Source organism: Streptomyces sp. NPDC020898 (assembly GCF_044333925.1).
GTDB lineage: Bacteria > Actinomycetota > Actinomycetes > Streptomycetales > Streptomycetaceae > Streptomyces.
In genome coordinates this window covers 515,465-539,340 of sequence record NZ_JBIRRV010000002.1, presented here as the reverse complement: position 1 = coordinate 539,340, position 23,876 = coordinate 515,465, and the positions used below count along the sequence as shown (strand labels likewise).

The following is a 23,876-nucleotide window of genomic DNA, read 5'->3' as shown; positions in this document are numbered from 1 at the left end:
CAATGTGGACATCCAGCAGCTGCGCTGTTTCGTGGCAGTCGCCGACGAGCTGCACTTCGGACGTGCCGCGGAGCGTCTGCACGTCACCGCGTCACCGTTGAGCCGGCGCATCAGGGAACTGGAACACGAGCTCGGATCGGATCTGTTCGTCCGTGAATATCACCGCGTCCGGCTGACGGTTTTCGGCCTCGACTTCCTTGAACCGGCCCGCGAGGTCCTGGAACGGTTCGACGCCCTGAAACACCTTTCCCAGGACCCGGAGGCCTACCGGCGCCGCCGCTGCAGGCTCGGGGTGGCGCCGCTGGCGGCTCCGCTGGTCGTCGACGCGGTCCTGGACGCCTTCCAGAAGGCGGCACCGGATGTCGAGCTGCCGCTCACGCCCGCTCCCTCCGCGGAACTGCTGGCCGAACTGACCGGCGACGGCCTCGACCTCGCGGTCGTCCACCTTCCGATCGGCGTACCGGATCTGAACAGCCTGACCGTCGGCCGCGGCCCGTACGCGGTGGCCATGCGAGCCGACGACGAGTTCGCCGGGCGCGATTCACTGGCCCTCTCGGAGTTGCGGCACCGGGAATTCCTGATGGCATCTCCGAAGGTGCATCCCTTCTTCATGGGTGGAATCCGAGCGGCCATGCTCGCCGCCGGCATCACCCGGATCATCGACCTCCCGCACACCGATGCCATACAGGTGGCCACGCAGGTGTCACGGACCGGAGCCCTCAACCTCACACCGGGCGGCCCCAACCATCCCGCAGCCAGGGTGTTCCGCTCCCCGGACTACCGGCTGGTGCCGCTGAGCGCACCGCGGATCACTGTGTCCATCGGGGTGGCCTGGCGCCCGGGCAGCGAGAACCAGGTGCCCGGCCTGGACGACGTGCTCACCGCCCTGCGCGACGGGTACGGCGCGAACCCGATCTCCCTGTAAGGGGAGCATGTGCGGCTGTCTGGACGCCGCTGATGCCGACTTGTTTGAACCCGTGCTGATTCTGTGCTCACCTGGATCTCTCAGGATCTTGTTTCCGCAGGTGGGAGCGCTGTGGTGAACGTTCCGCTTCAATGTTTAATTGAGCGTTAAATTACGCCGAAGGTCCCCTGCCCGGCAGGGTGGGTACGGGACCTTCGGCAGCTGTGAGGATGTTCCGCCGCTGTCAGACGAAGAGTGGTGTCGGGTTCAGCTCCTCGTACGCGGTCGGCTCCCGGAGACGGCCGAGCGCCACCGGTACGTCGAACAGGCGGCCAGGTGCGAACCGGGCCCAGAAGTGCCGCAGGCCCGGCACGATCACCTTCACCACCGGCAGGCTCAGGTCGGGACGCAGCTGGTCGAGGACCAGGAGTTCCAGACCGGTGGCGTGGACCAGCTCGGTGATCGCGTGCACATCGTCGAGGAGGTCGGGGCGGTGCGGGGCCGGCCAGTGTCCGGGGCCGCGTGGCGCGACCTGCGGATCCGGCGTCAGATAGGGCTGGTTGGCGACCGTGGCGTGCCGCCACCAGCGCGTCGGCTCGGGATCGTCGATCCGATACCCGGACCCGTCGGGCAGGACGTCGGACACCGCGGGAAGCAGTTGCCCCATCTCGGTGAGCGCGCGCCGCAGCGCCGTCCGCGGGTCGAAGTGGGCGCCGAACCCGAAGATGACGTCCTGGGCCGGCTTGTCGGTGCGACGGGAGAGCGCCGCCATGACGGGGATCCCGAAGTCCGAGGTCAGGTCGAGGACCCAGATCTCCCGGTGGACGCGCCGGTATCCGTGGCGCAGCCGCTCCACGTAGGACTCGTCGAAGGCGTCCAGGTCGACCGAGGGCTGCCGGGTGCGGTTGTACCACCACAGGGCGACCGCGTCCCGCTCGACCAGTTCGAGGAAGCCCTGCAGGAGGGCGTCCTCGGGGCTGCTGCCGGCGGCGTTGCCGTTCGAGTCGGCCCACAGGCCGTCGTCGGTTCCTGGCCCCGTCCGTGTACCCGCTCCCGCGCCCGCGAAGTAGAGCATCGACGTGGGCAACAGGCGCCGGGTGTTGTGGGTGAGGGACCAGACGGGGGTCCAGTCGGTGGGCAGTGTCTCGTCGAAGGGGGCGCTGACGTGCTGGAACCGGGAGTGGGTCGCGTTCCAGAGCTCCCGCTGGGCGTACTGTCGGTCCGCGTACAGCTGGCAGTCGTTCGGGTGCACGGCTGCTGAGCCGAGGCCGCGGTAGGAGTCCCGTACCACCGGCTCGTCACCGTGCCGGGTTCCGCTGTAGCGCTCCACCGCCTCGCACAGGGCGCTGGCGCGGGCCTCCGTCTCGTTCAGGCCCTTGCCGCCGCTGAGCGCGCGCAGACCGGAGCGCAGCCCGGCGAGCGTCGCGGACCCCATCGCCAGGTTGTGACCGGAGACGTAGGAGGTGACGAAGTCCGGGCAGCCGGGCGCCTTTCTGATCTCCTTGACGACACCGGTCACCGGATTCACCAGATGGCCGTACGTGCCGAGCATCTGCTGTGCCGTCAGCGCCCGGTGGCCGCTGCCGACGGTGACGGCCTTGAGGCGGGTGACCGGCCGGAACGGGGCGCGCACCCGCCGGGCGACCAGATCCGCGTCCCCGCACTCGGGACACTGCGGGCGTCGGCTCACCGGATGTGAGGCGGTGCGCAGACGGACCGTGTCCATCGTGTGGATGTGGCCCTGCTCCGGATCACGCACCCCGGCCAGCCACTTCGTCGTCTCCAGGACGGCGATGCCGATGGCGAGAGAGCGTCCCGCGGCCAGGGACGCGACGGGGCGGGGGAGCGGCCCGTCGAGCCCGAGGGCCCGCTGCACCGGCACCTCCGAGTGGCGGTGCCCGCGCAGCCGTACGGAAAGGCAGTGCCAGCAGGGGCCGTTGTCCGGTCGGAACACCGGACCGACCCACGGGTCCGCCCCGCACAGCTTCGCGAGCAGCCATGGCTGCCCGGCGGCGCGGTGTGCCGCGTCCACCTTGGCGAGTTGGGGTGACAGATAGTCGTCGCACAGGACGAGGGACAGGTCGGCGTCGGTGCCGGGCGGGGAGATGGTGATCCCCTCGGCGCGACAGGCCCGCACCACGGGATCCGCCGCCACTCCGGGCAGCGCCTCGACCGCGACGGTGGCGCCCGCGACGGTGGCCGCGGCCCGGCCACCGTCCAGGCCGATCAGGTCCCAGTACGCCTCGGCGGCCGGGTCCGTGTGCGGCGGTTCGGGAACGTCGAAGCGCAGCAGACCCGCACCGTCCAGGGCACGCAGCGCCGCCTCGGCGTCCTCGATGCCGAGTTCCGGGGCGGCCTCACGCAGCACGGCATGCGGGCTGCGCGTACCGTCCAGAAGCGGCACCAGGACCTCCGCCGGGTGGCCGTGCAGTGCTGTGACGCCGCGGCGCGACACCAGATACGTCGCGTCGTCCGGCAGGACCGTGGGGCGGAGGTGGCTCTTGAAACCCACCAGGACACGGTCCCCCGCAGCGAGCACGGGGGACCCGTCCTTCCGTACGTCAAAAGGAGTCACGCGTCGAGCCGCCCGGCCCTCCGCGCGGCGGCGGGGACAGCGCTCTCGGCCTGGATGCAGAACGTGGAGAGCGCGACCATGTGGTCCGCCACCGAGTCGAGCTCCTCGATCACGAGGACGGACCGGGCGGCGCGGGCGGGAACGGTGCTGTCGGCCTTCAACTGAATGCCGGAGGAAAGCAGATTCATGTCTCATCCCTCGTTGGTGTGGTGTGTGTTGGTGTGTGTTCCTTGCCTCGGTGGTGCTGCGTGCTCCGTGGAAGATTCTGCGAAGTCGGCCTCGCTGCGCACAGTGCCGGTCTCATCACTGGGAGATGAAGAACTCACGTGGGGCCGGAGGTGGCCTTTTAAGGCTCCGCTTGATCACGGTGATCCGTCCGGCGTCGCGTGGCACGCTCACGGGACGCTCCTTTTCGGCTTCCGTACGCGAGGAAGAAGGCCCCTGTGACTGCCGAGACCGCCTCCCCGCCCTACGGCCACGTGCTTCGGCTCGACGAGCTGTTGCGGACCGCCCGTGTCCACGACGACGATGTCGACCACGTCCTCTTCCTGGCCACACACCAGTCCTGCGAGATCCTCTTCGCCGTCACCCTGCGCCATCTGGAGGAGATACGCGCGGCCCTGGACACGGGCGACGCGGACAAGGCCGTACGCAGGGCGGCCCCGTTGCCGCGGCTGATGGCCACGCTGACCCGGCACTTCGACGTCCTCGCGACGTTGACCCCGGCCGCGTTCGAGGGCATCAGGACAGCCCTGGGCGACGCCAGCGGATTCCAGTCCGCGCAGTTCCGCGAGATCGAGTTCCTCTGCGGCCTGCGCGACTCCCGCTACCTGACCACGGGCGGTTTCACCGAGGAGGACCGGGCGCGGCTCGAGAAGCGGCTCGGGGAACGGACGGTGGCCGAGGCCTACCGGGACTTCGTCGGCAGGTGCGCGGACCCGGCGGCCGCCGAACGAGTGCGGCTGGCCCTTCTTGAGTTCGACGACGCCGCGGCCGTCTGGCGAGCCCGGCACGCCGTGCTCGCCGAGCGCTTCCTCGGCACGGCCGTGGGCACCGCCGGATCCGAGGGCGCCGGTTACCTGTGGCGTGCCGCCCTGCGCCGGATGCTGCCCGAGGTCTGGACCCCCCTGCCGTGACCGCGCCCGACACGGCGCGCACCCGCCTCGACCGGGAGTACTCGCCCAGCTCGCGCGTCACCGACCTCGACGTCCACCTCACCCGGTACGCCACTGACAGCGCCCGCGCCCGCGCCGATCTCCCCGTCCACCTGGACCTGCCCTGCGGCCCCCTGCCCGAGCAGCGGCTCGACCTGTTCCCGGCGCCCGACCCGCACGCCCCCCTGTTCGTGTTCGTGCACGGTGGCTACTGGCAGGAGCTCAGCACGTCCGAAGCGGCCTTCGCCGCACGGGACTTCCTGGCCGCCGGCATCTCCTTCGCGGCGCTCGGCTACGGCCTGGCGCCGCGCCACCGCCTGCGCGCGATCACCGCGGCCGTCAGCGACTCACTGCGCCGAATCTGCACCGGCCGGGCCCAACTGCCCATAGCGCCCAGGGCCGTTCACCTCGGCGGTCACTCCGCTGGGGCCCACCTCGTCGCGAGCGCACTCCTCGACGCCGACGGCCTCGGCCCCGCCGAAACGATCGCCTCCGCGACGCTGATCAGTGGCGTCTACGACCTGGAGCCCCTGCGCCACACCTACGTCAATGACGCCCTCGGCATGGACGCCGACGAGGCCCGCGACTGCAGCCCGCTGCACCGCATGCCCACCCGGCTTCCCCGGCTCGTCGTCGCCCTGGGCGAGAACGAGACGGACGCGTTCACCGCGCAGCACCACCGGTTCGTCGGTGCCGCCCGCGAGGGCGGCACCGAGGTGACCGATCTCGTCGTACCCGGACGCCACCACTTCGACCTGCCCTTCGACCTGGCGGACCCGGACACGGTGCTGGGCGCCGCGGTGCTGGGCATCCTGTGCAACGGCCGCTGATCGAGGGGCTGTTGCCGTCGTACGTCGCCGGGGCCGAGGCCCGCGCCGACGCGGCGGACGACGCCCTGCACCCCGAGGAGCGGGCCGCGGTCGCCGGGGTGAGCGAGGGGCGACGCCGCGAGTTCACCACGGTCCGGCACTGCGCCCGCCGCGCGCTGTCCGCGCTCGGCAACACCCCCGCGCCCCTGATACCGGACGCGCGGGGGGTGCCGCGCTGGCCCGACGGGGTGGTGGGGAGCATGACGCACTGCCGGGGATACCGGGCCGCCGTCGTGGCGCGGCGCAGCGACGTGCGCGCACTGGGGGTGGACGCCGAGCCCTGGCGCCCGTTGCGCGAGGGTGTGCTCGGCACGGTCTCGCTGCCCGGGGAACGCGAACGGCTGGCGGCGCTGGAGGCGTCACACTCCCGACTCGCCTGCTGGGACCGGCTGTTGTTCTGTGCGAAGGAAGCGGTCTACAAGGCGTGGTTCCCGGACACCGGGACCGAACTGACCTTCCGGGACGTGTCGGTGGCGTTCGACCCGGCCGACCACACCTTCCGAGCCGCTGTCCTGGTCCCGGACCGGCGTGACTTCACCGGCCGCTGGCTCGCGAGGGACGGGCTTCTGGTGGCCGTCGCCTTCGACGGCTGACCGGTGAGTTTCGGCGGGGGCTTAAGAGCGTGGTCCGGGCGGCCGCGTGTTCCTACGCTGGCGATCGTCCGGAAGACCGCGCCGCTGTCCTTGACCCGTCCGCACCCAGGAGCCCCCGTCATGGTCCATGTACCCCACCCCAGCTCGGTGTCCGGCGCGGTGCGCCCCGTCGCGGAGGCGTCCGTCGTCCACCTGGTCGTACGGCACGCGCGGGCCCGGCCCGACACCGTGGCGGTGCGGTCGGCCCACAGCGCGCTCACCTACCGGGAGTTGTGGCGACGGACCCTTGTCGTGGCCGCCGCCCTGGACGAGGCGGGCGTCGTCGCGGGGGACCGGGTGGCCCTCATCGCCGCGCGGACCCCGGACACCGTCGCGGGAGCCCTCGCGGTGATGGCGCTCGGCGCGGCCTATGTGCCCATCGACCCGGAGCACCCCGGCGAGCGCACCGCCGCCGTACTCGCCGGCGCCACTCCCACCGCGCTGCTGCACTCGGGACCCGACGCGACCGGGGGACTGCCCGCCCGATCCATACCGTTCATCGACATGGCGGCCCTGCCGGACGCCGACGCCCCCGACCGGAGCGCCACCCTGCCGGGCCCGGAGGACATCGCGTACGTCGTGTTCACCTCCGGCTCGACCGGCGTCCCCAAGGGCGTTCTGGTGCCGCACGCCTCGCTGGTCAACTACGTGTCCTGGTGCGGCGAGCTGGTGGGCTCCGAAGGGACCGGCAGCCCTCTGTTCGGCAGCCTCGGCTTCGACCTGGCGATGACGTCGCTGTGGCTCCCGCTCGCGCAGGGCCGCACCGTCGTGACCGTCGCCGGGCTGTGGGACCAGAAGACGCTGTTCGGCGAGCGCCCGGAGAAGTACACGTTCGTGAAGATGACTCCCTCGCACGCCCGCTTCTTCGACGTCCTCGCGCAGCCGCCCCGCTACGACCGGGTGACGCGGCTGCTGATGTTCGGCGGCGAAGGCCTCGACCCGGCGCTCATCGCCTCCCTGGGTGACCGCCTCGACGGGGTCCGGCTCGTCAACCACTACGGTCCGACCGAGACCACCATCGGCTGCTGTGCGTTCCCCTTCGACCGTGCGACGCTGCCCGCGACGCCGACCGTGCCGATCGGCCGGCCCGCGTGGAACACCCGGGCGTACGTCGTGGACGACCAGCTGCGTCCGGTGGGGCAGGGCAGTCCGGGCGAACTGGTCATCGCCGGCCGCGCGGTCGCGGCCGGCTACCTGGGCCCGCAGCCGTCGGGCGAGCGGTTCATCGACGAGGCCGAGCTCGGCGGGGCGGCCGGGCGTGCCTACCGCACGGGCGACACGGTGGAGCTGCGGCCCGACGGCACGCTGCTCTACCTCGGGCGCGCGGACGACCAGTTGAAGGTCAACGGTCACCGGATCGAACTCGGGGAACTCCGCCATCACGTGCTGTCCGTGCCGGGTGTCGCCGACGCGGTGTTCGACGTCGTGCGCGGCCCGATCGACACGCTGGAGCTGTTCGTACGGCCTGTCGCGGCGGCCGGCACCGACGGCCTCGCCGACGCCGTCCGCTCCGCGCTCACGGCGGTGCTGCCCTCGGCCCTGGTGCCGGAGACCGTGCACACCGTGCCGGAGATCGTCGTGAACGCCAACGGCAAGCGTGACGTCGCGGCGACGAGGTCGCGCGTGGCGTGAACGGGAGCGGCCGCTCACCATCGGGTCGCGCGTGGCGCACATCAGTGAGCAGTCAGCGTTTCGTCAGCGCGGGTCGAGATCCTCGATGAGTCCGGTGGACGACAACCGGCGATCGAAACCGACACGACCTGGAGTGTGTGACGTGGCGAACCCCTTTGACGACCCGGACGGAACCTTCCTGGTGCTGGTCAACGACGAGGGCCAGCACTCCCTGTGGCCCGCCTTCGCGGACCGCCCCGCGGGCTGGACGGTGGCCCTCGACGAGAGCTCGCGCGACAAGGCGCTCGCGTATGTGGAGGAGCACTGGACCGACCTGCGCCCGCGCAGCCTGCGCGGCCCGTCCGCCGACGCTCCGGCCGCCTGACGAGCCCGGCCGAGTCGGGGCGGAGGAGCAGCGGTGGCAGCGGTGGAACTTGCGATCGAGGCCGAGGGCCTGTGCAAGCGGTACGAGCGACGGCAGGCGCTGGGCGGAGTCGACCTGGCGGTGCCGTCGGGAACCGTGCTCGGCCTGCTCGGTCCGAACGGGGCGGGCAAGACGACCACCGTCAGAATGCTCGCGACCCTGCTCGAACCGGACGGCGGCCGGGCCCGGGTCGCCGGCTACGACGTGGTGCGTCAGCCGGCCGAGGTACGGCGGCGCATCGGCCTCGCCGGACAGTACGCGGCGGTGGACGACATGCTCACCGGACGGGAGAACCTCGTCCTCATCGGCACGTTGACCCACCTGGGCCGGGGTGCCGCGCGCGCCCGGGCGGCCGAGTTGCTCGACCGGTTCGAGCTGACCGGGGCCGCCGACCGCCCGGCGCGCACGTACTCGGGCGGTATGCGGCGCCGCCTCGACCTGGCGGCCTGCCTGGTGGCGAGGCCGTCCGTCCTCTTTCTGGACGAGCCGACGACGGGCCTCGACCCGGTCAGCCGCTCCCGGCTGTGGGACGCGGTGAAGGAGCTGGTCGCCGACGGTGTGACGGTGCTCCTGACCACGCAGTACCTGGAAGAGGCCGACGTCCTCGCCGACCGGATCGCGGTCATCGACACCGGCCGGGTCATCGCCGAGGGCACCCCGGAGGAGCTCAAACGCACCGCGGGTGAGGAGCGGCTCGAAGTGTCCCTCACCCGGCCGGAGAGCGTGACGCGGGCTGCCGACGCGCTGCGCCGCGTCGCCCCCGGCGAGCCGTCCGCGGACCTCGCCGACGGCACCGTGTCGATCGTCCTGAGCGACGGCATACAGAGCATCGAGACCGCTGCGGCAGCGCTGCGCCAGGCAGGGGTCGACGTCGCCGACTTCGCCCTGCGCAGACCCACCCTCGACGACGTCTTCATCTCCCTCACCGGCAAGTCGACCTGAGCGGCGGTCGCCGCCAGCAGCGCGACCACGGGGGCATCACCATGCAACGAATCCACTTCATCCCTGCTGACTTCGCCCGGGTCCGGCTGCGGACGACCGCCGGCCCGCTCGTGGAGAGCGCCTTCGCGTACGGGTTGCTCGGGCGCGGCGTCGGTGCGCCGTTCGCCCGCTGGCGCAGCCAGGTCGGGGAGCGGCTGGCCCAGTGGCCGCTCCCGCTGACCGGCGGCAGCGCCGCCCCCGGACTCGACGGGCTGATCGACCTCATCGAACGCAGTGGCCGCTACGTCGGCACCGACGCCGCCGCCGCGCGGAACGCACCCGGTCCGCCCTTCCACCCGGCGGCCGGCGATCTGTCGCTGGTGTGGCGGGTCGCCGTGGCACCGTACTGGGAGCATGTACGGGCCTATCTGGAGGCCGAGTGCGAGGCCCGCGGCCGCGTACTGATGGCCGGCGGGGTGGAACTGCTCCTGACCACCCTGCACTCCAAGATCACCTGGCGTGCTCCGGTCCTTGAGATCCACGACGGCCCCGACGAGGACATCCGCCTCGACGGGCGCGGTCTGGTGCTCGCTCCGTCCGTGTTCCTGGCACACCGGCCGGGCAGGGTCACCCGCCGCCTCGACGACAACGGTCCGGTCGTGCTCGCCTTCGCCGCGCCGCCCGACACCCACCAGGCGACCGGGCTGTGGGACGAGCCGGACGACAGCGGCCAGTCGCTCGGCGCCCTGGTCGGGCAGACCCGGGCCGCCGCGCTGCACGCCCTGCGCAGCAGTTGCACCACCAGCCAGCTGGCGGACCGGCTCGGCATCTCGGCGGCGGGCGCCAGCCAGCACACCGCGGTACTGCGCCGGGCGGGTCTCATCACGACCCGCCGCATCCGCAACACGGTGTTGCACACCCTGACCCCCCTCGGCGTCGCCCTCCTCAAGGGAATCTCCCCCCGCCCGGCGAAACCGGCCGCCGCGGGGGTCCCGGCCCGCCGTCGCCCGGCCGGCGGGGCGGTGGGCCACCGTGAGCCGCGCCCGGTGACCGACTTGACGGCACGCACGACTCCGGCCGCCTGACGTTCCGTCTCTCCCTCCGGCCCGGCGCCGGGGCGTGTTCTGTGCGCACCGCTGTGCGCACCCCGCTGCGACGCCGACGGCGGTGCCCGGCACGAACCACCGTGCCGGGCACCGCCGTCGGCGTGTGCTCCGCTACTCCTTGATGCCGGCCATGTCCCCGGGCCGGCCGCGCAGGACGGCGCCCGCCGTCAGCAAGGTCGTCGTGAGGGTCAGCGCCGCCGCTCCGGCCACCACCGCGACGAGGATCCACGGTGAGCCGCCGGGCAGCGCGGTGCCGAGGATGCTCATGCTCAGCGGCACCAGCGTCGCCCCGGCGACCAGGAGACCGAGGAGGATGCCGGCCAGGGCCACCAGGGACGCCTCGACCGTCATCATCTGCAGGACCTGGCGGCGCGTGGCCCCGATGAGGCGTTGCAGCATGAACTCCTTGCGTCGCTCGGTCGTCGCGAGGACCTGCGTGTTGATCAGGGCGAGTGTGGAGTAGCCGACGACGACTCCGAGGACCAGGTACGCCATCCACGCCTGGGTGTCGTCCGCGTCGGCCTGCGCCGCCTCCAGGACCTCCCGTCCGACCACCTGGAGGCCGGGCTGCTGCTTCGCCAGCGTGGAGAGTGACGCGCTCAGCCGTGCCGGGTCCGTGCCGGGGGCCGCGCGCACCAGGATCTGCGGGACGAGCCCGCCGTTCGTGTGCCCGACGAGTACCGACGCCGGCACGAGCGCGGTCTCGTAACCGCGCCGCCCGTCGATGGTGGCGACCAGCTTCAGCTTGACCTGCGTACCGTCACCGAGCCGCATCGGGACCAGGTCGCCGAGCTCACGGTCCTTGGCGTACGTGGCGGGCAGCGCCACGGAGTCGCCGCTCAGGGCGGTGAGGCTGCCCGTCGCCGCGTGATAGGCGGTCGTGCGGTCCAGGCCCTGGGGCGTGACTCCCTGCAGCGACAGCTCGGTGGGCTGCGGGCCCTTGTCCTCGCCCTCGCTCGGCCGCATCGGCTCGTCCGGCTCGATGTAGCCGGTCGTGGGGATCTGCGCGGACGCCGCCGCCACCCCCGGCTGCCTGCGGACCGTGTCGACGAGGCCGAGCGGCAGACCACCGGAGGCCGATGTCACGACGACGTCCGCGCGCAGGTTCTCGTCGAACGCCTGCTGGGCACCGTCGGACTGCGTGGTCTGCATGTAGATCAGGCCGACCGCCAGACCGCTCGCCAGCATCACCGGCATCACGGCCGACGCGAGGCGGGCCGTGCGCGCCCGCGCGTTGTGCGCGGCGAGTTCACCGGCGAGCCCGGACACCTTGCTGACAGGACGGCGCAGCCCGGCCACCATGGCGCGTACGACGACGGGTCCGAGGAGACCGAACGCCGCCGCCCACACCATCGCCGCCGGAGTGGCGACCCCGGCCGCGTCCGGCCCCGCCGAGCGCGCGGTGCCCCAGGCGAGGGCCCCGCCCCCGGCCAGGCACAGCAGCCCGACGATCAGCCGGAACGCGCTGAACCAGCGGCGCTGCAGCGTCGCTTCGGCCAGCGCCTCGGTCGGCCTGGTGCGCGCCGCGGCGTGCGCCGCGATGTACGCGGAGCCGACAGCGGTGAGTAGCGCCGTGCCCACGCCGACGATCACCGGCCAGGAACCGGCCCGGTAGGCGATCGACTCCGGTACGACGCCCGCGTCCGCGAACGCGTTCAGCAGCCAGTGGCCGAAGCGGGGGCCCGGGATGGTGGCGAGCCCGGTGGCGATGATCGCGAGGAACAGGGTCTCGCCGAGGATGAGGCGGCGCAGCTGCCCCGGTGTCGTGCCGATCGTGCGCAGCAGTGCCATCTCGCGCTGCCGCTGCTGGATGGAGAGGCCGAGCGTGCTGGCCACCACGAACACGGTGACCATCGCCGACAGACCGCCGAACGCGGCGGCGAGCGGAACCAGATCGCTGCCGTCGGCCATCACGTCCGGGTCCTCGGCGCGGCCGCGTTCGTCCCCGGTCAGCACGGTGACGGCCGAGCCGTCGACGACCTCGCGGACAGCGGCGGCGACCTCCTGGGTGTTCGCGCCGGAGGCCGGGAAGACGCCGATGTTGTCGGTCGTGCCGACGCGGTCGGCGACCTCGGCGGCCTCGGCGTCGGCGAGGAAGACGTCCGCGCCGTCGTCGGGACCGGTGGCGAGTCCGGAGACCTGGTAGCTCTTCTCCACGCCGTGGACGAGGAGGCGGATCCGGTCGCCGGTCTTCAGCCCCGTACGGTCCGCCAGGCCCTGGCCCAGGACCAGTTGGCCGTCCGTGCCGGGGGCCGTACCGTCGGTGAGCCGGTAGGGGGAGAGCTTGGCGGAGGACCAGCCGTGACCGGTGACCGGGCCGCCCTCGGTGAGGGCCGCCGGGAACGACAGGTCCCGCACCGCCGCCTCGACGCCCGGGACTTCCGCGATCTTGTCAGCGTACGCGGCGTCCATGTGGAGCCGTTCGGGGAAGACGAGTTCCTGCCGTGTGTAGGCGTAGCGCTGGTCGCCGGTGACGACGATCGGCGCGGCGGCCAGCCGGTGCGGCGGCGCCGCGTTGTGGATTCCGGTCTCCAGGAGCCCGCCGGAGCCGATGACGATGACGGCACCGAAGAACAGGGCCACGAACGAGGCGATGAAGCCGCCCTTGTGGAAGCGCAGGGTGCGCAGCGCGATGCGGATCACCGGCGCACCCCGTGTTCCGGTCCCTGGAGCGCGAACGGGTCGCTCCATGTGCCCAGTTTCTGCATCTGCTCCGTGACCTGGTCGACGGACGGACGTTCGAGCGTGCCGATGAGCCGGCCGTCGGCGAGGAAGACGACCCGGTCCGCGTATGCGGCGGCCACCGGGTCGTGGGTGACCATCACGATCGTCTGTCCCACCACGTCCACCGACTGCCGCAGCAGCGTGAGCACTTCGGCGGCGGTACGTGTGTCCAGAGCGCCGGTCGGTTCGTCGCCGAAGATCACCGCGGGCCGGGTGACGAGCGCCCGCGCGATGGCGACGCGCTGCTGCTGGCCACCGGACAGCTCACCGGGACGGCTGCGCCGCTTGCCGGACAGACCGACCTGTTCGAGGACTTCGTCGACGACGGCCTTCTTGGGGCGGGTGCCCGCCAGGCGCAGCGGCAGCGTCACGTTGTCCACGACGCTGAGCGCGGGAAGGAGGTTGAACGCCTGGAAGACGAAGCCGATGCGCTCGCGGCGGAACTTGGTCAGGGACTTCTCCCGCAGCGAGGCGAGGTCCACCCCGTCCAGGTGCACCGACCCGGACGTCGGCCGGTCGAGGCCCGCGGCGCAGTGCAGGAAGGTGGACTTCCCCGATCCGGAGGGGCCCATGACGGCGGTGAAGGTAGCCCTCTCCAGGCTGATGCTGACGTTGTCGAGTGCCGTCACCCCGTTCTTGGGTCCGCCGTAGAGGCGGCTGACGGATTCGAGGCGGACGACTGGCTGGGCGGGCGGGTCCTGGGTCCCGTTCATGGGTGTCCTTAGGGGCGTGGGAATGGCAGGGCCGGATCGGGGGTGCGGGGCGTGCCTCCGGGGAGGCGGGCGCCCCGCACCCGGTGGTCAGGGGGTCGTGGGCCAGGCGGCGAACTGCCGTAGCCCGTACAGGAGCGGGGGCCGCCCGCTCGGTCGGCTGATGTGCCGCACCGTTGCGAAGACCGTCACGTGGTCGCCCATGCGCTGGGTCAGGGACACGGTGCAGTCGGCGATCGTGTGCGCGTGCCGGGGGAGGTGCGGTCCGGCGGCGCCGGCCGTCCTCTCCCAGTGGGTGATCCGGAACCGCTCCGGGTCCCCCGAGGCGAACAGTTCGGCGACGCTCCGGGCGTCCTCGTGCAGCAGGTTCACGGTGAACTCACCCGAGGCGAGCACGGCTTGGAGCGTGGGGCTGCCGTCCCGCAGGCACACCAGGAGGGTCGGCGGGGCCACGGCGACGCTGCACACCGACGAGCAGGTCATGCCGCGCGGGGTGCCGTCGAGATCCTCCGCGGCGATCACCGCGACCCCGGTGGGGAAGCTGCCCATCATCGTGCGGAAGTCGTCGGACGGGGTGGTGGCCGTCGCCGTCCGGACGCTGGACCGGGTCATCGGGTACCGCTTTCCGCCGCCGCGGCGACCGGTTCGGGGGTGCGAGCGGGTTCGGGTCCGCTCGCACCGCGGTCGAGGAGGCCGAGCAGCGGACCCGTCGCGGCGGTGGTGGCCACCGCCATCAGGGTCAGCGCGAGCACCAGGGGAGCCGTCAGGATCCCCGCGCTGAAGCCGGCCTGGAGCACGATCAGTTCGGTGAGCCCGCGTGCGTTCATCAGCACCGCGATCCGGCGGGACGCTCCGCGTGGCTGACCTCCCAGGCGCGCCCCGAGGTAGCCGCCGATCCCCTTGCCCGCGCAGGCGAGCACGAGGGTCGCCACGAGCAGTGTCCAGGAGAGCTGGGAGAAGGCCTTGTTGAGCACGGTGATGCCGGTGACGACGAAGAACGCGGGTACGAGCGTCCGCCCGGCCCGGGTCAGGTTCGCCACGACCGGGGTCCACGGGGTGTCGTCGCCCGTCGGGATCGCGAGACCCACCAGGGCGGCGCCGAGGATCGCCGTCATGCCGAGGTGCTCCACGGTCAGCGCCACGGCGAGCGCCGCCGCACCGAGCACCACGGTGGCCGCCCGTGGCCGGCGCGCGCAGGCCTGCCGCGCGGCCGACGTGCGCAGCCCGTACCGCACGGCGAGCGCGCCCGCCGCACCGAACCCGATGCCGAGGACGGAGTGCAGGAAACCCGTCGCGCTTCCGGCGCCCAGGCTGATCGCGAGCATGCACAGCAGCCAGCCGACCGCGTCGATCGCGACGGCCGCGGCCAGCGCGAGCCGTCCGGCCGAGGTGGAGCTCATGCCGCGGTCGGCGAGAATGCGGGCCATGACCGGGACGGCCGTGATGGACAACGTGACGGCGACCATCAGGACGAACGCGGGAAGCGGGGCGGCTCCGCGCACCGCGGGGTCGTCCTGAAGCAGCACAAAACCGGCGAGCAGGGTGCCCGCGAACAGCGGCGGGATCAGGGATCCGGCTGCCACCCAGAGGGTGGCGCGCCGCCCGGCGCCGGACCCGGCCCGCAGTTCATGGGCCAGCCCGACGAGGAACAGCACGAGCCCGGCCTTGGCGACGAGTTTCAGCGCGTCCAGGGCGGAGCCGGGCAGTACCGCGTCGAACGTGTCCTGGCCGAGCAGATGGAGCACGGCGGGCCCGGCGAGCAGCCCCACCACGATCTCGCCGATCACCTCGGGCTGGCGCAGCCGGCGGGCCACGCCCCGGCCCATGCGGGCGAGCAGCAGAACTGCGGCGAGCAGCGCCGCCAGGTGCGCGGCGTGGCCCAACGTATGCAGGAAGTCCATTGCGCAGCACCTTCCAGCCGGTCAGTGCTGCGCGGCGAAGTAGTCGTACGCCTTCGGCAGGGTCTCGGTCAGCCGGCGTGTCTTGTCGCGGATCTCCGCGAACTCCCGCTCCGCCGCGCCCGGGTCGGACAGGGCGAGGGCCGGGGAGGGCTTCAGTTCGATTCCGCCCATGCCGAGCAGGATGCACATGTACGAGTAGGGCGGCAGGCCGTGGTAGTAGGGGAAGACCGTTTCCGTGTCGGGGAGCTGGGTCTTCCACGTCTCGATGCGCTCCGCCAGCCCGTCCGGTATGCGCCGGGTCTTCGCGTCGCGCCAGTACTGCGTGTCGTCGCGCTTGGCGGCGACGTAGTGCAGGACGAGGAACTCCCGTACTCCGTCCATGACATGGGCGATCGAGTCGTTGTAGAGCTGCCGCTGGACGGGGCTCCACGACTCGTCGGGGAAGTTCTTGGCGAGCTGTTCGATGGCGTGGTGGATGAAGAAGATGCCGGTGGACTCCAGGGGCTCGACGAAGCCGCTGGACAGGCCGATCGCGACGCAGTTGTTGACCCAGGAGTTCTCGCTGCGGCCGATCCGCATGCGGATGTGGTTGGCCTCGACGTCGGCCGCGGCCGGGCCGACGAACTCGCGCAGGGTGCGCTCGGCCTCCTCGGGGGACAGGTAGTCCTTGGCGTACACGTAGCCGGTGCCGATGCGGCCCATCAGCGGGATCGTCCAGATCCAGCCGGCGTCCTGGGCGGTGGCGGTGGTGCAGGGCAGGATGCCGCGTGCCTTCATGTCCTGCGGGACCTGGAGGGCGACCGCGCTGTCGTTGGGCAGGGTGTCCGCGTAGGAGATGAACGGGACTTCGAGGGCCTTGTTCAGGAGCAGTGCGCGGAACCCGGTGCAGTCGACGAACAGGTCACCCTCGATGTCGCCGTGCTCGGCCGTGGTGACACCGGAGATCCAGCCGCGCTCGTCCAGATTGACCTTCTCGACATCGTCCGTGATGTGCGTGACGCCGCGCTCCACCGCGTACGTCGTCAGGTACTTGGCGAGCAGGGCCGCCTCGAACTGGTAGGCGTAGGGGAACTGCGTCTTGCCCTGGTGCTCGGACATCGTCAGGCCCTGCATCTCGTCAGCGCCCTCGACGAAGGGCTGGTCGATCAGCGTGCCGTCCAGGTAGCGGGGGCTGAGCCCGGCGTCGATGACGGAGGGCATCACGAAGCAGTCCCTGTCGAACCGGTCCGTGGGGCCCCCGCGCAGCCACCAGTCGGTCAGCGGGAAGCCGTTGACCGATCGCATCTGCTCGAAGGGGTGGTAGAAGGAGTGACCCTTCTCTCGCCAGTTCTCGAACCGGACGGCGAGTTTGTACGTCGCGTTGCACGCCGGCATCCAGTCCTTCTCCTTGAGCCCGAGGAACTCGAAGAAGTGCCGGATGTCACTGAACGTCGCCTCGCCGACACCGACCGTGCCGACGTTGCCGGACTCCACCAGCGTGATGTCGATCCGGTCCCCGAATGCCGCCTTGAAGTACGAGGCAGTCATCCATCCCGCTGTTCCGCCGCCGACAATCACAAGTCTGTTGAGCATGAGTTGACTCCTGTTCGCTGACCGACTTCCCGTACACGGGAGGAGCCTAGGAACCGGCCAAGGAGCGCAACAGGTTGTTAAGCGGGCGCTGAAACACGCCGGTTGAAACGGTTCGGTGGCCGGGATCCGGCGGCGTCAGCGAACCGTCAGTGAGGTTCGGAATTATGCCCACGCGCCGCACGCGCGGCAAGGGGTGCCGGGGCGTGTGCGCGTACCGGACAGGCTTGTTCCCGCTGTGGCCATACCATCCGGGTGCTTGTCGGTGGCGCGAATGGTATTTCCCCCGACCGGTGGACACAGGCGATATTTGGCCCCACCAACCGACGAATACGGGGGCATTCTCAGTGGACATACAGGTTCTCGGTTCTGTTTCTGTGCGGTACGGCACCCGGCAGCACACCGTGGTGTCGAAGCGTCTGACGGCGATCCTCGCCCTGCTCGCGCTCTCGCCGGGCCGCACGATCCTGGCGGACCAGCTCGAGGACGAGCTGTGGGCGAGCCGCACCCTCACCAATGCGCGCAACGCGTTGCAGGCCAGCGTCGGCCGGCTGCGCAAACATCTGGGGTCGATCACGGGCCTGCGCGGCGACGAGCTGATCCGCACCGTGGGCGGCGGCTACCAACTCGACGTCCCCGCCGGCTCTGTGGACGCCCACCGCTTCCGTGAGCAGGCACGCAGCGGTGCCGACCTGGTGACGGGTGACCCCGCCCTGGCCGCCGTCGTGCTGGAAGAGGCCCTGTCCCTGTGGCGCGGTCCCGCCCTGAGCGATGTCCATGACGGGCTTCGGGTGCGGATCGCCGCGGCCGATCTGGAGGAGCAGCGGATCACCGCGTACGAGGATCTGATCACCGCGCGTCTGGCGGTGGACCCGCACCGGATCTCACTGCCGGAACTGCGCGGGACGGCCGCCGAACATCCCGAACGGGAGCGGCTGAGCGAGTTGTTGATGCTGGTGCTCTACCACGCGGGGCGGCAGGCCGAAGCCCTCGATGTGTTTCATCGCGCGCGTCGCAGGCTCGTGGACGACATGGGGCTCGAACCGGGCCGCGCACTGCACCACGCCTATCAGGCGATTCTGGAACAGGACCCCAGACTCGGTGAACCGCGGCAGGTTCTCGCCCACCGCTGAAGTCCTGCTGAGGAAATGCTGAGGGAATGCTGAAAGGATATTGAAGTACGGCAATAGGTGACTGTCCGTCCTCCCGCGTCGCAGTTAACGTGGATCGGCAGTGGATTCTCCGCCCCTTCCGGCTCCTGACCTTCCGAACAGGTCCCGGAACGGGCGGAGTCCGTATGCCCGCTCTGGGACGTAAGGCGGCTCATGGACATCGAACTAAGGCATGCGCGGATCGTCGTCACCATTAGTGAAGCCGGGAGCATTTCGCGCGGCGCCAGCGAACTCAATCTGCCCCAGCCGAGTCTCACCGCCCAGCTCAAACGTATCGAAAGGGCAGTCGGCGGCACCCTGTTCGTGCGGTCCCGAACCGGCGTCACACCGACCCCTCTGGGGGAACGGCTGATCCCGTTGCTCGGCGATCTCGTGCAGCGAGCCGACGAGGTCGTCGCCCAGGCGAGCTGCGCCACCGCCGGCCAACTGCGCCTCGGCAACACCGAATGGACCCCGCCCACCCTCGGCGACGCCCTGCAGAGCGTGCTGCCCGACACCACCGTGGCGACCGAGACCCTCTCACCCGCCGCCGCGGTGGCGGGCGTGCGCCGCGGCGCGCTCTCCGTGGCCCTGGTGCCGGGCCTCGCTCTGCTGTCCGGCCACGCGTCCGACGTGGCCGATCCCGCCCTCGGCAGCGCGGTCGTCGTGCGCGAGCCCGTCTGGCTCGCGCTGCCCACGGACGGCGACCGGGTCGGACGGGTCTGGGTGCGCTACTCGAGCCACCACTGGCTGCACACCGTCGAGGAGCGGCTGCTCGGCCGGCTCGGCCGGGCCGGCCCCGCCACGGTGCTGCACCAGGTCAGCACGCAGCGCGAGGCGATGACATGGGTGCACGACAGCGGAGCCGCGGCCCTGGCCACGCCCTCCGGTGCCACCGCCGACGTACGCCTGCAGCCGCTCCCCGACACCGAGCTCGTCGAGATGCTCCTGGTGTGGCGCCGCGGCGCGGTCACCGAGGAGACGCTGCGCCGCCTCGTGGACGCGGTCCGCGACTACTACTGCGCCTACGCGCGCACGGTGCCCGGCTACTGGGAATGGCTCGTCGAGCACCACGCCGAGCTTCCCGAACTCCAGCCGTTCCTCACGTAGTTCCTCACAGAACCGCGGGACACAAGACCTTGGGGCGAGTCTGTCAGCGGGTGGTCAGTGACTCGTCAGTGAGGGATCAGCGCGGTCCGCCAGCATCGTCGGCATGACAACAACGAATGAGCTCAACGCCGAGGACCGCGCCAGGATCAAGGAGATCATCTGCGACATCCTGGAGATCGAACCGGAGGACATGACCGGCACCAGCCGCTTCAAGGAGGACCACGAGGCGGACTCGATGGGCGCCATCGAGATCCTCTCCCAGCTGGAGCGGGCCTTCGGTGCCGACATCGACCAGGCCGAGCTCTCCCGCATGGTCGACCTGGACAGCGTCGTGACCGTGGTCGGCGAGGCCGTCGCGGCCAAGCTCGCCCGGACCAACTAGCAACCGCGGCCTGACGGACACGACGGGAGAGCATGGTGTACGACGAGGAGCAGCGGCCGCGCCGGGTGGTCATCACCGGACTCGGCGCGGTCACCAGCATCGGGCTCGGAGCCCCGGCCTTCCTGGACGGACTGAAGTCCGGCCGCAGCGAGGTCAAGCCCATCACGGCCTTCGACACGACCGGCTTCGCGCATGCCAACGCATGCGAGGTGACCGACTTCGTGCCCACCGAGTGGATCCACCACGTCGACCCCCAGGAGCTGGGCCGGGCCACCCAGTTCTCCGTCGCGGCGGCCAACATGGCTGTCGCGGACGCCGGTCTGAGCGCGCGGGACCTGCGCGAGCGCAGGGTGCTGGTCTCGATCGGCACCACCGACGCCGAGTCGCGCGATCTCGACACCCTGGCCGGCATCCAACTGGAGGAAGGACCCGAGCGGTTGTCGCCCGGTCTGGCGCGCAGGGCGCAGGCCGGGCGCCTGTCCAGCGGCATCGTCCGGGAACTCGGCCTGGTCGATGTCGAGGCCCTGACCATCCCGACGGCCTGCGCCGCCGGCAACTACGCGATCGGCAGCGGCTTCGACGCCATCCGGCACGGAGAGGTGGAGACCGCCCTGTGCGGCGGCGCCGACGCCGTCTGCCGCAAGACGTTCACCGGCTTCTACCGCCTGGGCACCATCGCTCCGGAGGTCTGCCAGCCCTTCGACATCGACCGCAAGGGCATCCTCACCGGCGAGGGAGCGGGTGTCCTCCTCCTGGAGAGCCTCGATTCCGCCCTCGCGCGCGGGGCGCGGATCTACGCCGAGGTGCTGGGCTACGGACTGAACTGCGACGCGCACCACCCGGTGTCGCCGGACCAGGACAGCCTCGCCCGCTGCATGGAGATCGCGCACCGCAACGCCGGTGTGGCGCAGGAGGACATCGACTTCATCTCCGCGCACGGCACGGGGACGCGGGCCAACGACGTGACGGAGGCCGGCGCGATCCGGCAGGTCTTCGACACCCCGCCGCCCACGATCTCCATCAAGTCGATGCTCGGCCACTCCATGGGGGCGGCCAGCGCCCTGGCAGCGGCGGCCTGCGCCCTTGCCATCACCGAGAACTTCATCCCGCCGACCCTCAACCACCGTGAGACGGACCCCGAGTGCGCACTGGACTGCGTGCCGAACGAGGCCCGTCCGGCCGTCCTGAACGTCGTGCAGAACAACGCCCTCGCCTTCGCGGGCAACAACGCCGTGGTGATCCTCGGCCGCGTGAACCGCGTGTCGGGCGCGGAACGCGCGGAACGCGCGGAGCCCGTCAAGGAGGCTGCCTGATGTCGTCCCTCGTCATCTCCGCCTGGTCGGCGATCTCCCCCTACGGCGTCGGTAACGCCCCCTTGCGCAAAGGGCTCGCCGAGGGACGCGACGCCGTGGCCGCCCTCGACCGCGCCATCTACGAGGTTCCCTTCCAGCAGGCCGCCCTGGTGCCGGACTTCACCGCCGCCCAGTACCTCGGCAAGAAGGGCACCCGGACCATGGACCGGGTGACCGCGCTCGCCGTCACCGCCGTCGGCGGAGTCGTCGAGGCCGTCGCCGGGGAACTTGCGGCCGAGCCCGAGCAGACCGCCCTGGTCCTCGGCACCGGCTCCGGCAGCGTCCAGAGCATCATGGACTTCACCAAGGACTCCCTCACCGGGGAGCGCCCCTACCACGTGGAGCCCGCCCGCTTCCCGAACACCGTGATGAACCGGGCGGCCGGACACAGTGCCATCTGGCACCGCATCAAGGGCCCCAACACCACGGTGGCGGGCGGCTCGTTGACCGGCCTGCTTGCCCTTAACCACGCGCTGCGGCTGCACCGGGGCGGACACTGCACGCGCGTGTTCTGCGGGGCGGCCGAGGAGTTCACCACGCAGCGCGCCTGGCTGGAGTGGCACGGGCGGGCCGACGAGGAGCGCGGTACCCCCCTCGGTGAGGGTGCCGCCGTGTTCCTGGTCGAGCCCGCCGAGGACGCCGCGGCAGCGGGCCGCACCGCCCTGGCCCGCGTCGCAGCCGTCCGCTTCCGCGGCTACCGGGGGACCGACGGCCCCCGCGAGGCGCTCTCCGTGTGCGTTCGCAACGTGCTGGACACGGCGGGGGTGGCACCCGAGGACATCCGGTTCGTGGCCCCGCTCGGGGGCGGTGGGAAGCCAGTGCCCCGACAGGCAACGTTCGCCCCGTCGCGACGCCCGGCACGCCCTCTCGCCGCACCGGCCGAAAGCCCAAGTACATCCAGTACGAGGGCTTCCGGCCGGCACGCCGAGAGCACGCACCGGACGCCGCTCCTTAATGGGCAAACGTTGCCTGCCGGGGCACTGGCCGCCGAGGAGGAGCAGGCCGTCACCGACGCCCTGCCCGGCGCGCACCCCGAGTGGATACGTCTGCGCGAACGGATCGGCGACACCTCCGCCGCGGCCACCGCGCTCCAGTTGGCCGCCGTCCTCGCCACGGCCGGTGAGCGGGGCCTCGGACCCGGTGAAGCGGCCCTGGTGACCGGTGTCGAGCGGGACGGCCAGGTCGGCTGCGCCGTGTTCGTCGGCGGCTGAGCCGTGCCCACATCCGGGCCCGAGCCGACGGAGCCCTGCCTCAAGAACCTTCAGGAGACCAGCATGTCCGCAACCGATCGACCCGTCGCCCTCGTCAGCGGCGGCTCGCGCGGCATCGGCCGCCATGTGGTGACCCGGCTCGCCCGCGACGGCTACGACGTGGCGTTCTGCTTCCAGTCCGACAAGGAGGCCGCCGAAGCCGTCACCGAGGAGGCCACCGCCGCGGGCGCCCGGGTGTACGCGGCGCGTACGGACGTGGCCGACCACGACGCCGTACGCGGCTTCGTCAAGGCCGCCGAACGCGAACTCGGTCCGCTGCGCACCGTGGTGTCCTGCGCGGGCATCGTGCGCGACAACCCGCTGGTGCTCCTCGCACCGGCCGACTGGGACGCGGTCGTGCGGGTCAACCTCGACGGCACGTACAACCTCTGCAAAGCCGCGGTCTTCGCGATGATGAAGCGCAAGGCCGGTTCCGTGATCACGCTGTCGTCCGTGGCCGGCGTGTACGGGAACGCCACCCAGGCCAACTACTCGGCGAGCAAGGCCGGAATCATCGGTTTCACCAAGGCCCTCGCCAAGGAGTCGGGTCGCTACGGCATCCGTGCCAACGCGGTCGCGCCCGGCTTCATCGACACCGACATGCTCTCCGGCCTCGCCGCCGGGCACGTCGAGAGGATGACCGAGCGCATCCCGCTCGGCCGCCTCGGCCGCCCCGAGGAGGTCGCCGACCTGGTGGCGTTCCTCGCGTCCGACCGCGCCTCGTACATCACAGGACAGGTATTCGGAGTCGACGGCGGTCTCGTCGTCTGACCGGAAAGGGGCGCCACCATGCCCAAGAACAAGACGCCGCGGATCTACTTCTCCCTGCGCAGCCCATACTCCTGGCTCGCCTACCGCACGGTGATGGCCGAACATCCGGACCTCGCGGAGCGCCTCGAATGGGTGCCCTTCTTCGAGCCCGACCAGCTCAGCGCACGGCTCATGAAAGAACAGGGCGGCCGGTTCCCCTACTCGGAGATGTCCCGCGAGAAGCACCGCTACGTGCTCCAGGACATCGGCCGCCTCACCAAGTCCCGAGGCATCAAGGTCGTCTGGCCGGTCGACCGCGACTCCATCTGGGAGGTCCCGCACCTGGGCTATCTCGTCGCCCGCGCCCAGGGCCGCGGCCACGACTACATCGACGCGGTGTACCGGGCCAGGTTCGGCCAGGGCCGCGACATCTGCGACCGGCGGACCATCGAGGACATCGGCTGGGAGCTGGGCATCGACCCACTGAGCCTGTCCCGCGCCAGCGACCGGCCCGAGCTGCGCGCCGAGGGCATCCGCATCCTCCTGGACATCTGCGCGGACGGTGTGTTCGGCGTCCCGTTCTTCGTGCACGGCTACAGCCGTTTCTGGGGGATCGACCGGCTCGACGCGTTCGTGGAGCACCTGCGCTCCCAGGAGGAGCCGGCCACCGCGGCACCGCGCGAGCTCACCGCCGCCGGCATCGGCACGGCCACCGACGACGGGCACGCGGGCGGCTGCGGCTGACCGCCGCCGCGCCCCCACCACCTTTCACCTAGGGGAC

22 protein-coding genes are annotated in these 23,876 nt (G+C 71.5%); 15 read left to right on the top strand and 7 right to left on the bottom strand.

Annotated features, from left to right (window positions below; translation table 11 throughout):
• Positions 1–4 precede the first annotated feature (4 nt).
• Complete coding sequence (locus tag ACH4TV_RS10310) at positions 5–925, top strand: LysR family transcriptional regulator (RefSeq protein WP_398396237.1); 921 nt, start codon at positions 5–7, stop codon at positions 923–925.
• Between the two features lie 223 nt (positions 926–1,148).
• On the opposite strand, the gene ACH4TV_RS10305 is transcribed toward ACH4TV_RS10310, so the two are convergent.
• Both ACH4TV_RS10305 and ACH4TV_RS10300 read right to left on the bottom strand, forming a co-directional pair.
• Positions 1,149–3,416: a TOMM precursor leader peptide-binding protein gene (locus tag ACH4TV_RS10305; protein WP_398396235.1), complete on the bottom strand. Its 2,268-nt coding sequence runs from the start codon at positions 3,414–3,416 to the stop codon at positions 1,149–1,151.
• Positions 3,417–3,475: 59 nt separating this feature from the next.
• Positions 3,476–3,667, bottom strand: coding sequence for a hypothetical protein (locus ACH4TV_RS10300; RefSeq protein WP_398396233.1), 192 nt, complete (start codon positions 3,665–3,667; stop codon positions 3,476–3,478).
• 255 nt (positions 3,668–3,922) lie between these two features.
• Between ACH4TV_RS10300 and ACH4TV_RS10295 the strand changes: the two genes are divergently transcribed.
• From ACH4TV_RS10295 to ACH4TV_RS10265, 7 genes are all read left to right on the top strand, one after another.
• The gene (locus ACH4TV_RS10295) at positions 3,923–4,615 is read left to right on the top strand and encodes a tryptophan 2,3-dioxygenase family protein (protein ID WP_398396231.1); all 693 of its coding nucleotides are present in this window, start codon (positions 3,923–3,925) and stop codon (positions 4,613–4,615) included.
• Positions 4,612–5,463, top strand: coding sequence for an alpha/beta hydrolase (locus ACH4TV_RS10290; RefSeq protein ID WP_398396229.1), 852 nt, complete (start codon positions 4,612–4,614; stop codon positions 5,461–5,463). Before ACH4TV_RS10295 ends, ACH4TV_RS10290 begins: the two co-directional genes overlap by 4 nt.
• Positions 5,448–6,095, top strand: coding sequence for a 4'-phosphopantetheinyl transferase (locus ACH4TV_RS10285; RefSeq protein WP_398396227.1), 648 nt, complete (start codon positions 5,448–5,450; stop codon positions 6,093–6,095). Before ACH4TV_RS10290 ends, ACH4TV_RS10285 begins: the two co-directional genes overlap by 16 nt.
• A gap of 120 nt (positions 6,096–6,215) precedes the next feature.
• Entirely contained in the window at positions 6,216–7,766 is a 1,551-nt protein-coding gene (locus tag ACH4TV_RS10280) for an amino acid adenylation domain-containing protein (RefSeq protein WP_398396225.1), read from the top strand.
• Positions 7,767–7,908: 142 nt separating this feature from the next.
• Positions 7,909–8,130, top strand: a complete 222-nt coding sequence (locus ACH4TV_RS10275; protein WP_398396223.1) for an MbtH family protein — start codon at positions 7,909–7,911, stop codon at positions 8,128–8,130.
• A gap of 42 nt (positions 8,131–8,172) precedes the next feature.
• Entirely contained in the window at positions 8,173–9,111 is a 939-nt protein-coding gene (locus ACH4TV_RS10270) for an ATP-binding cassette domain-containing protein (protein ID WP_398396589.1), read from the top strand.
• A 41-nt stretch (positions 9,112–9,152) separates the two neighbouring features.
• Complete coding sequence (locus ACH4TV_RS10265) at positions 9,153–10,175, top strand: ArsR/SmtB family transcription factor (protein WP_398396221.1); 1,023 nt, start codon at positions 9,153–9,155, stop codon at positions 10,173–10,175.
• A 132-nt stretch (positions 10,176–10,307) separates the two neighbouring features.
• Here ACH4TV_RS10265 and ACH4TV_RS10260 read toward each other — a convergent pair whose 3' ends face one another.
• From ACH4TV_RS10260 to ACH4TV_RS10240, 5 genes are all read right to left on the bottom strand, one after another.
• Positions 10,308–12,839, bottom strand: coding sequence for an FtsX-like permease family protein (locus ACH4TV_RS10260; RefSeq protein WP_398396219.1), 2,532 nt, complete (start codon positions 12,837–12,839; stop codon positions 10,308–10,310).
• Complete coding sequence (locus ACH4TV_RS10255) at positions 12,836–13,633, bottom strand: ABC transporter ATP-binding protein (protein WP_398396217.1); 798 nt, start codon at positions 13,631–13,633, stop codon at positions 12,836–12,838. The genes ACH4TV_RS10260 and ACH4TV_RS10255 overlap by 4 nt, the downstream gene beginning before the upstream one ends.
• Before the next feature lie 87 nt (positions 13,634–13,720).
• Positions 13,721–14,242: a flavin reductase family protein gene (locus tag ACH4TV_RS10250; RefSeq protein ID WP_398396215.1), complete on the bottom strand. Its 522-nt coding sequence runs from the start codon at positions 14,240–14,242 to the stop codon at positions 13,721–13,723.
• Entirely contained in the window at positions 14,239–15,531 is a 1,293-nt protein-coding gene (locus ACH4TV_RS10245; RefSeq protein ID WP_398396213.1) for a cation:proton antiporter, read from the bottom strand. Before ACH4TV_RS10245 ends, ACH4TV_RS10250 begins: the two co-directional genes overlap by 4 nt.
• A gap of 21 nt (positions 15,532–15,552) precedes the next feature.
• Positions 15,553–17,103, bottom strand: coding sequence for a tryptophan halogenase family protein (locus ACH4TV_RS10240; protein ID WP_398396211.1), 1,551 nt, complete (start codon positions 17,101–17,103; stop codon positions 15,553–15,555).
• 344 nt (positions 17,104–17,447) lie between these two features.
• Between ACH4TV_RS10240 and ACH4TV_RS10235 the strand changes: the two genes are divergently transcribed.
• From ACH4TV_RS10235 to ACH4TV_RS10205, 7 genes are all read left to right on the top strand, one after another.
• A complete protein-coding gene (locus ACH4TV_RS10235) occupies positions 17,448–18,233 on the top strand; it encodes a BTAD domain-containing putative transcriptional regulator (protein ID WP_398396209.1) in 786 nt (261 codons plus the stop codon).
• 192 nt (positions 18,234–18,425) lie between these two features.
• Positions 18,426–19,361 carry a LysR family transcriptional regulator gene (locus ACH4TV_RS10230; protein WP_398396207.1) on the top strand — a complete coding sequence of 312 codons (936 nt, stop codon included), beginning with the start codon at positions 18,426–18,428 and terminating at the stop codon, positions 19,359–19,361.
• Between the two features lie 103 nt (positions 19,362–19,464).
• Positions 19,465–19,743, top strand: a complete 279-nt coding sequence (locus ACH4TV_RS10225; RefSeq protein WP_389348509.1) for an acyl carrier protein — start codon at positions 19,465–19,467, stop codon at positions 19,741–19,743.
• Between the two features lie 32 nt (positions 19,744–19,775).
• Positions 19,776–21,056 carry a beta-ketoacyl-[acyl-carrier-protein] synthase family protein gene (locus ACH4TV_RS10220; RefSeq protein ID WP_398396205.1) on the top strand — a complete coding sequence of 427 codons (1,281 nt, stop codon included), beginning with the start codon at positions 19,776–19,778 and terminating at the stop codon, positions 21,054–21,056.
• Positions 21,056–22,306, top strand: a complete 1,251-nt coding sequence (locus ACH4TV_RS10215) for a beta-ketoacyl synthase N-terminal-like domain-containing protein (RefSeq protein ID WP_398396203.1) — start codon at positions 21,056–21,058, stop codon at positions 22,304–22,306. The genes ACH4TV_RS10220 and ACH4TV_RS10215 overlap by 1 nt, the downstream gene beginning before the upstream one ends.
• A 63-nt stretch (positions 22,307–22,369) precedes the next feature.
• A complete protein-coding gene (gene fabG / locus ACH4TV_RS10210) occupies positions 22,370–23,116 on the top strand; it encodes a 3-oxoacyl-ACP reductase FabG (protein ID WP_398396201.1) in 747 nt (248 codons plus the stop codon).
• Positions 23,117–23,134: 18 nt separating this feature from the next.
• The gene (locus ACH4TV_RS10205; protein ID WP_398396199.1) at positions 23,135–23,839 is read left to right on the top strand and encodes a 2-hydroxychromene-2-carboxylate isomerase; all 705 of its coding nucleotides are present in this window, start codon (positions 23,135–23,137) and stop codon (positions 23,837–23,839) included.
• Positions 23,840–23,876: the final 37 nt, after the last annotated feature.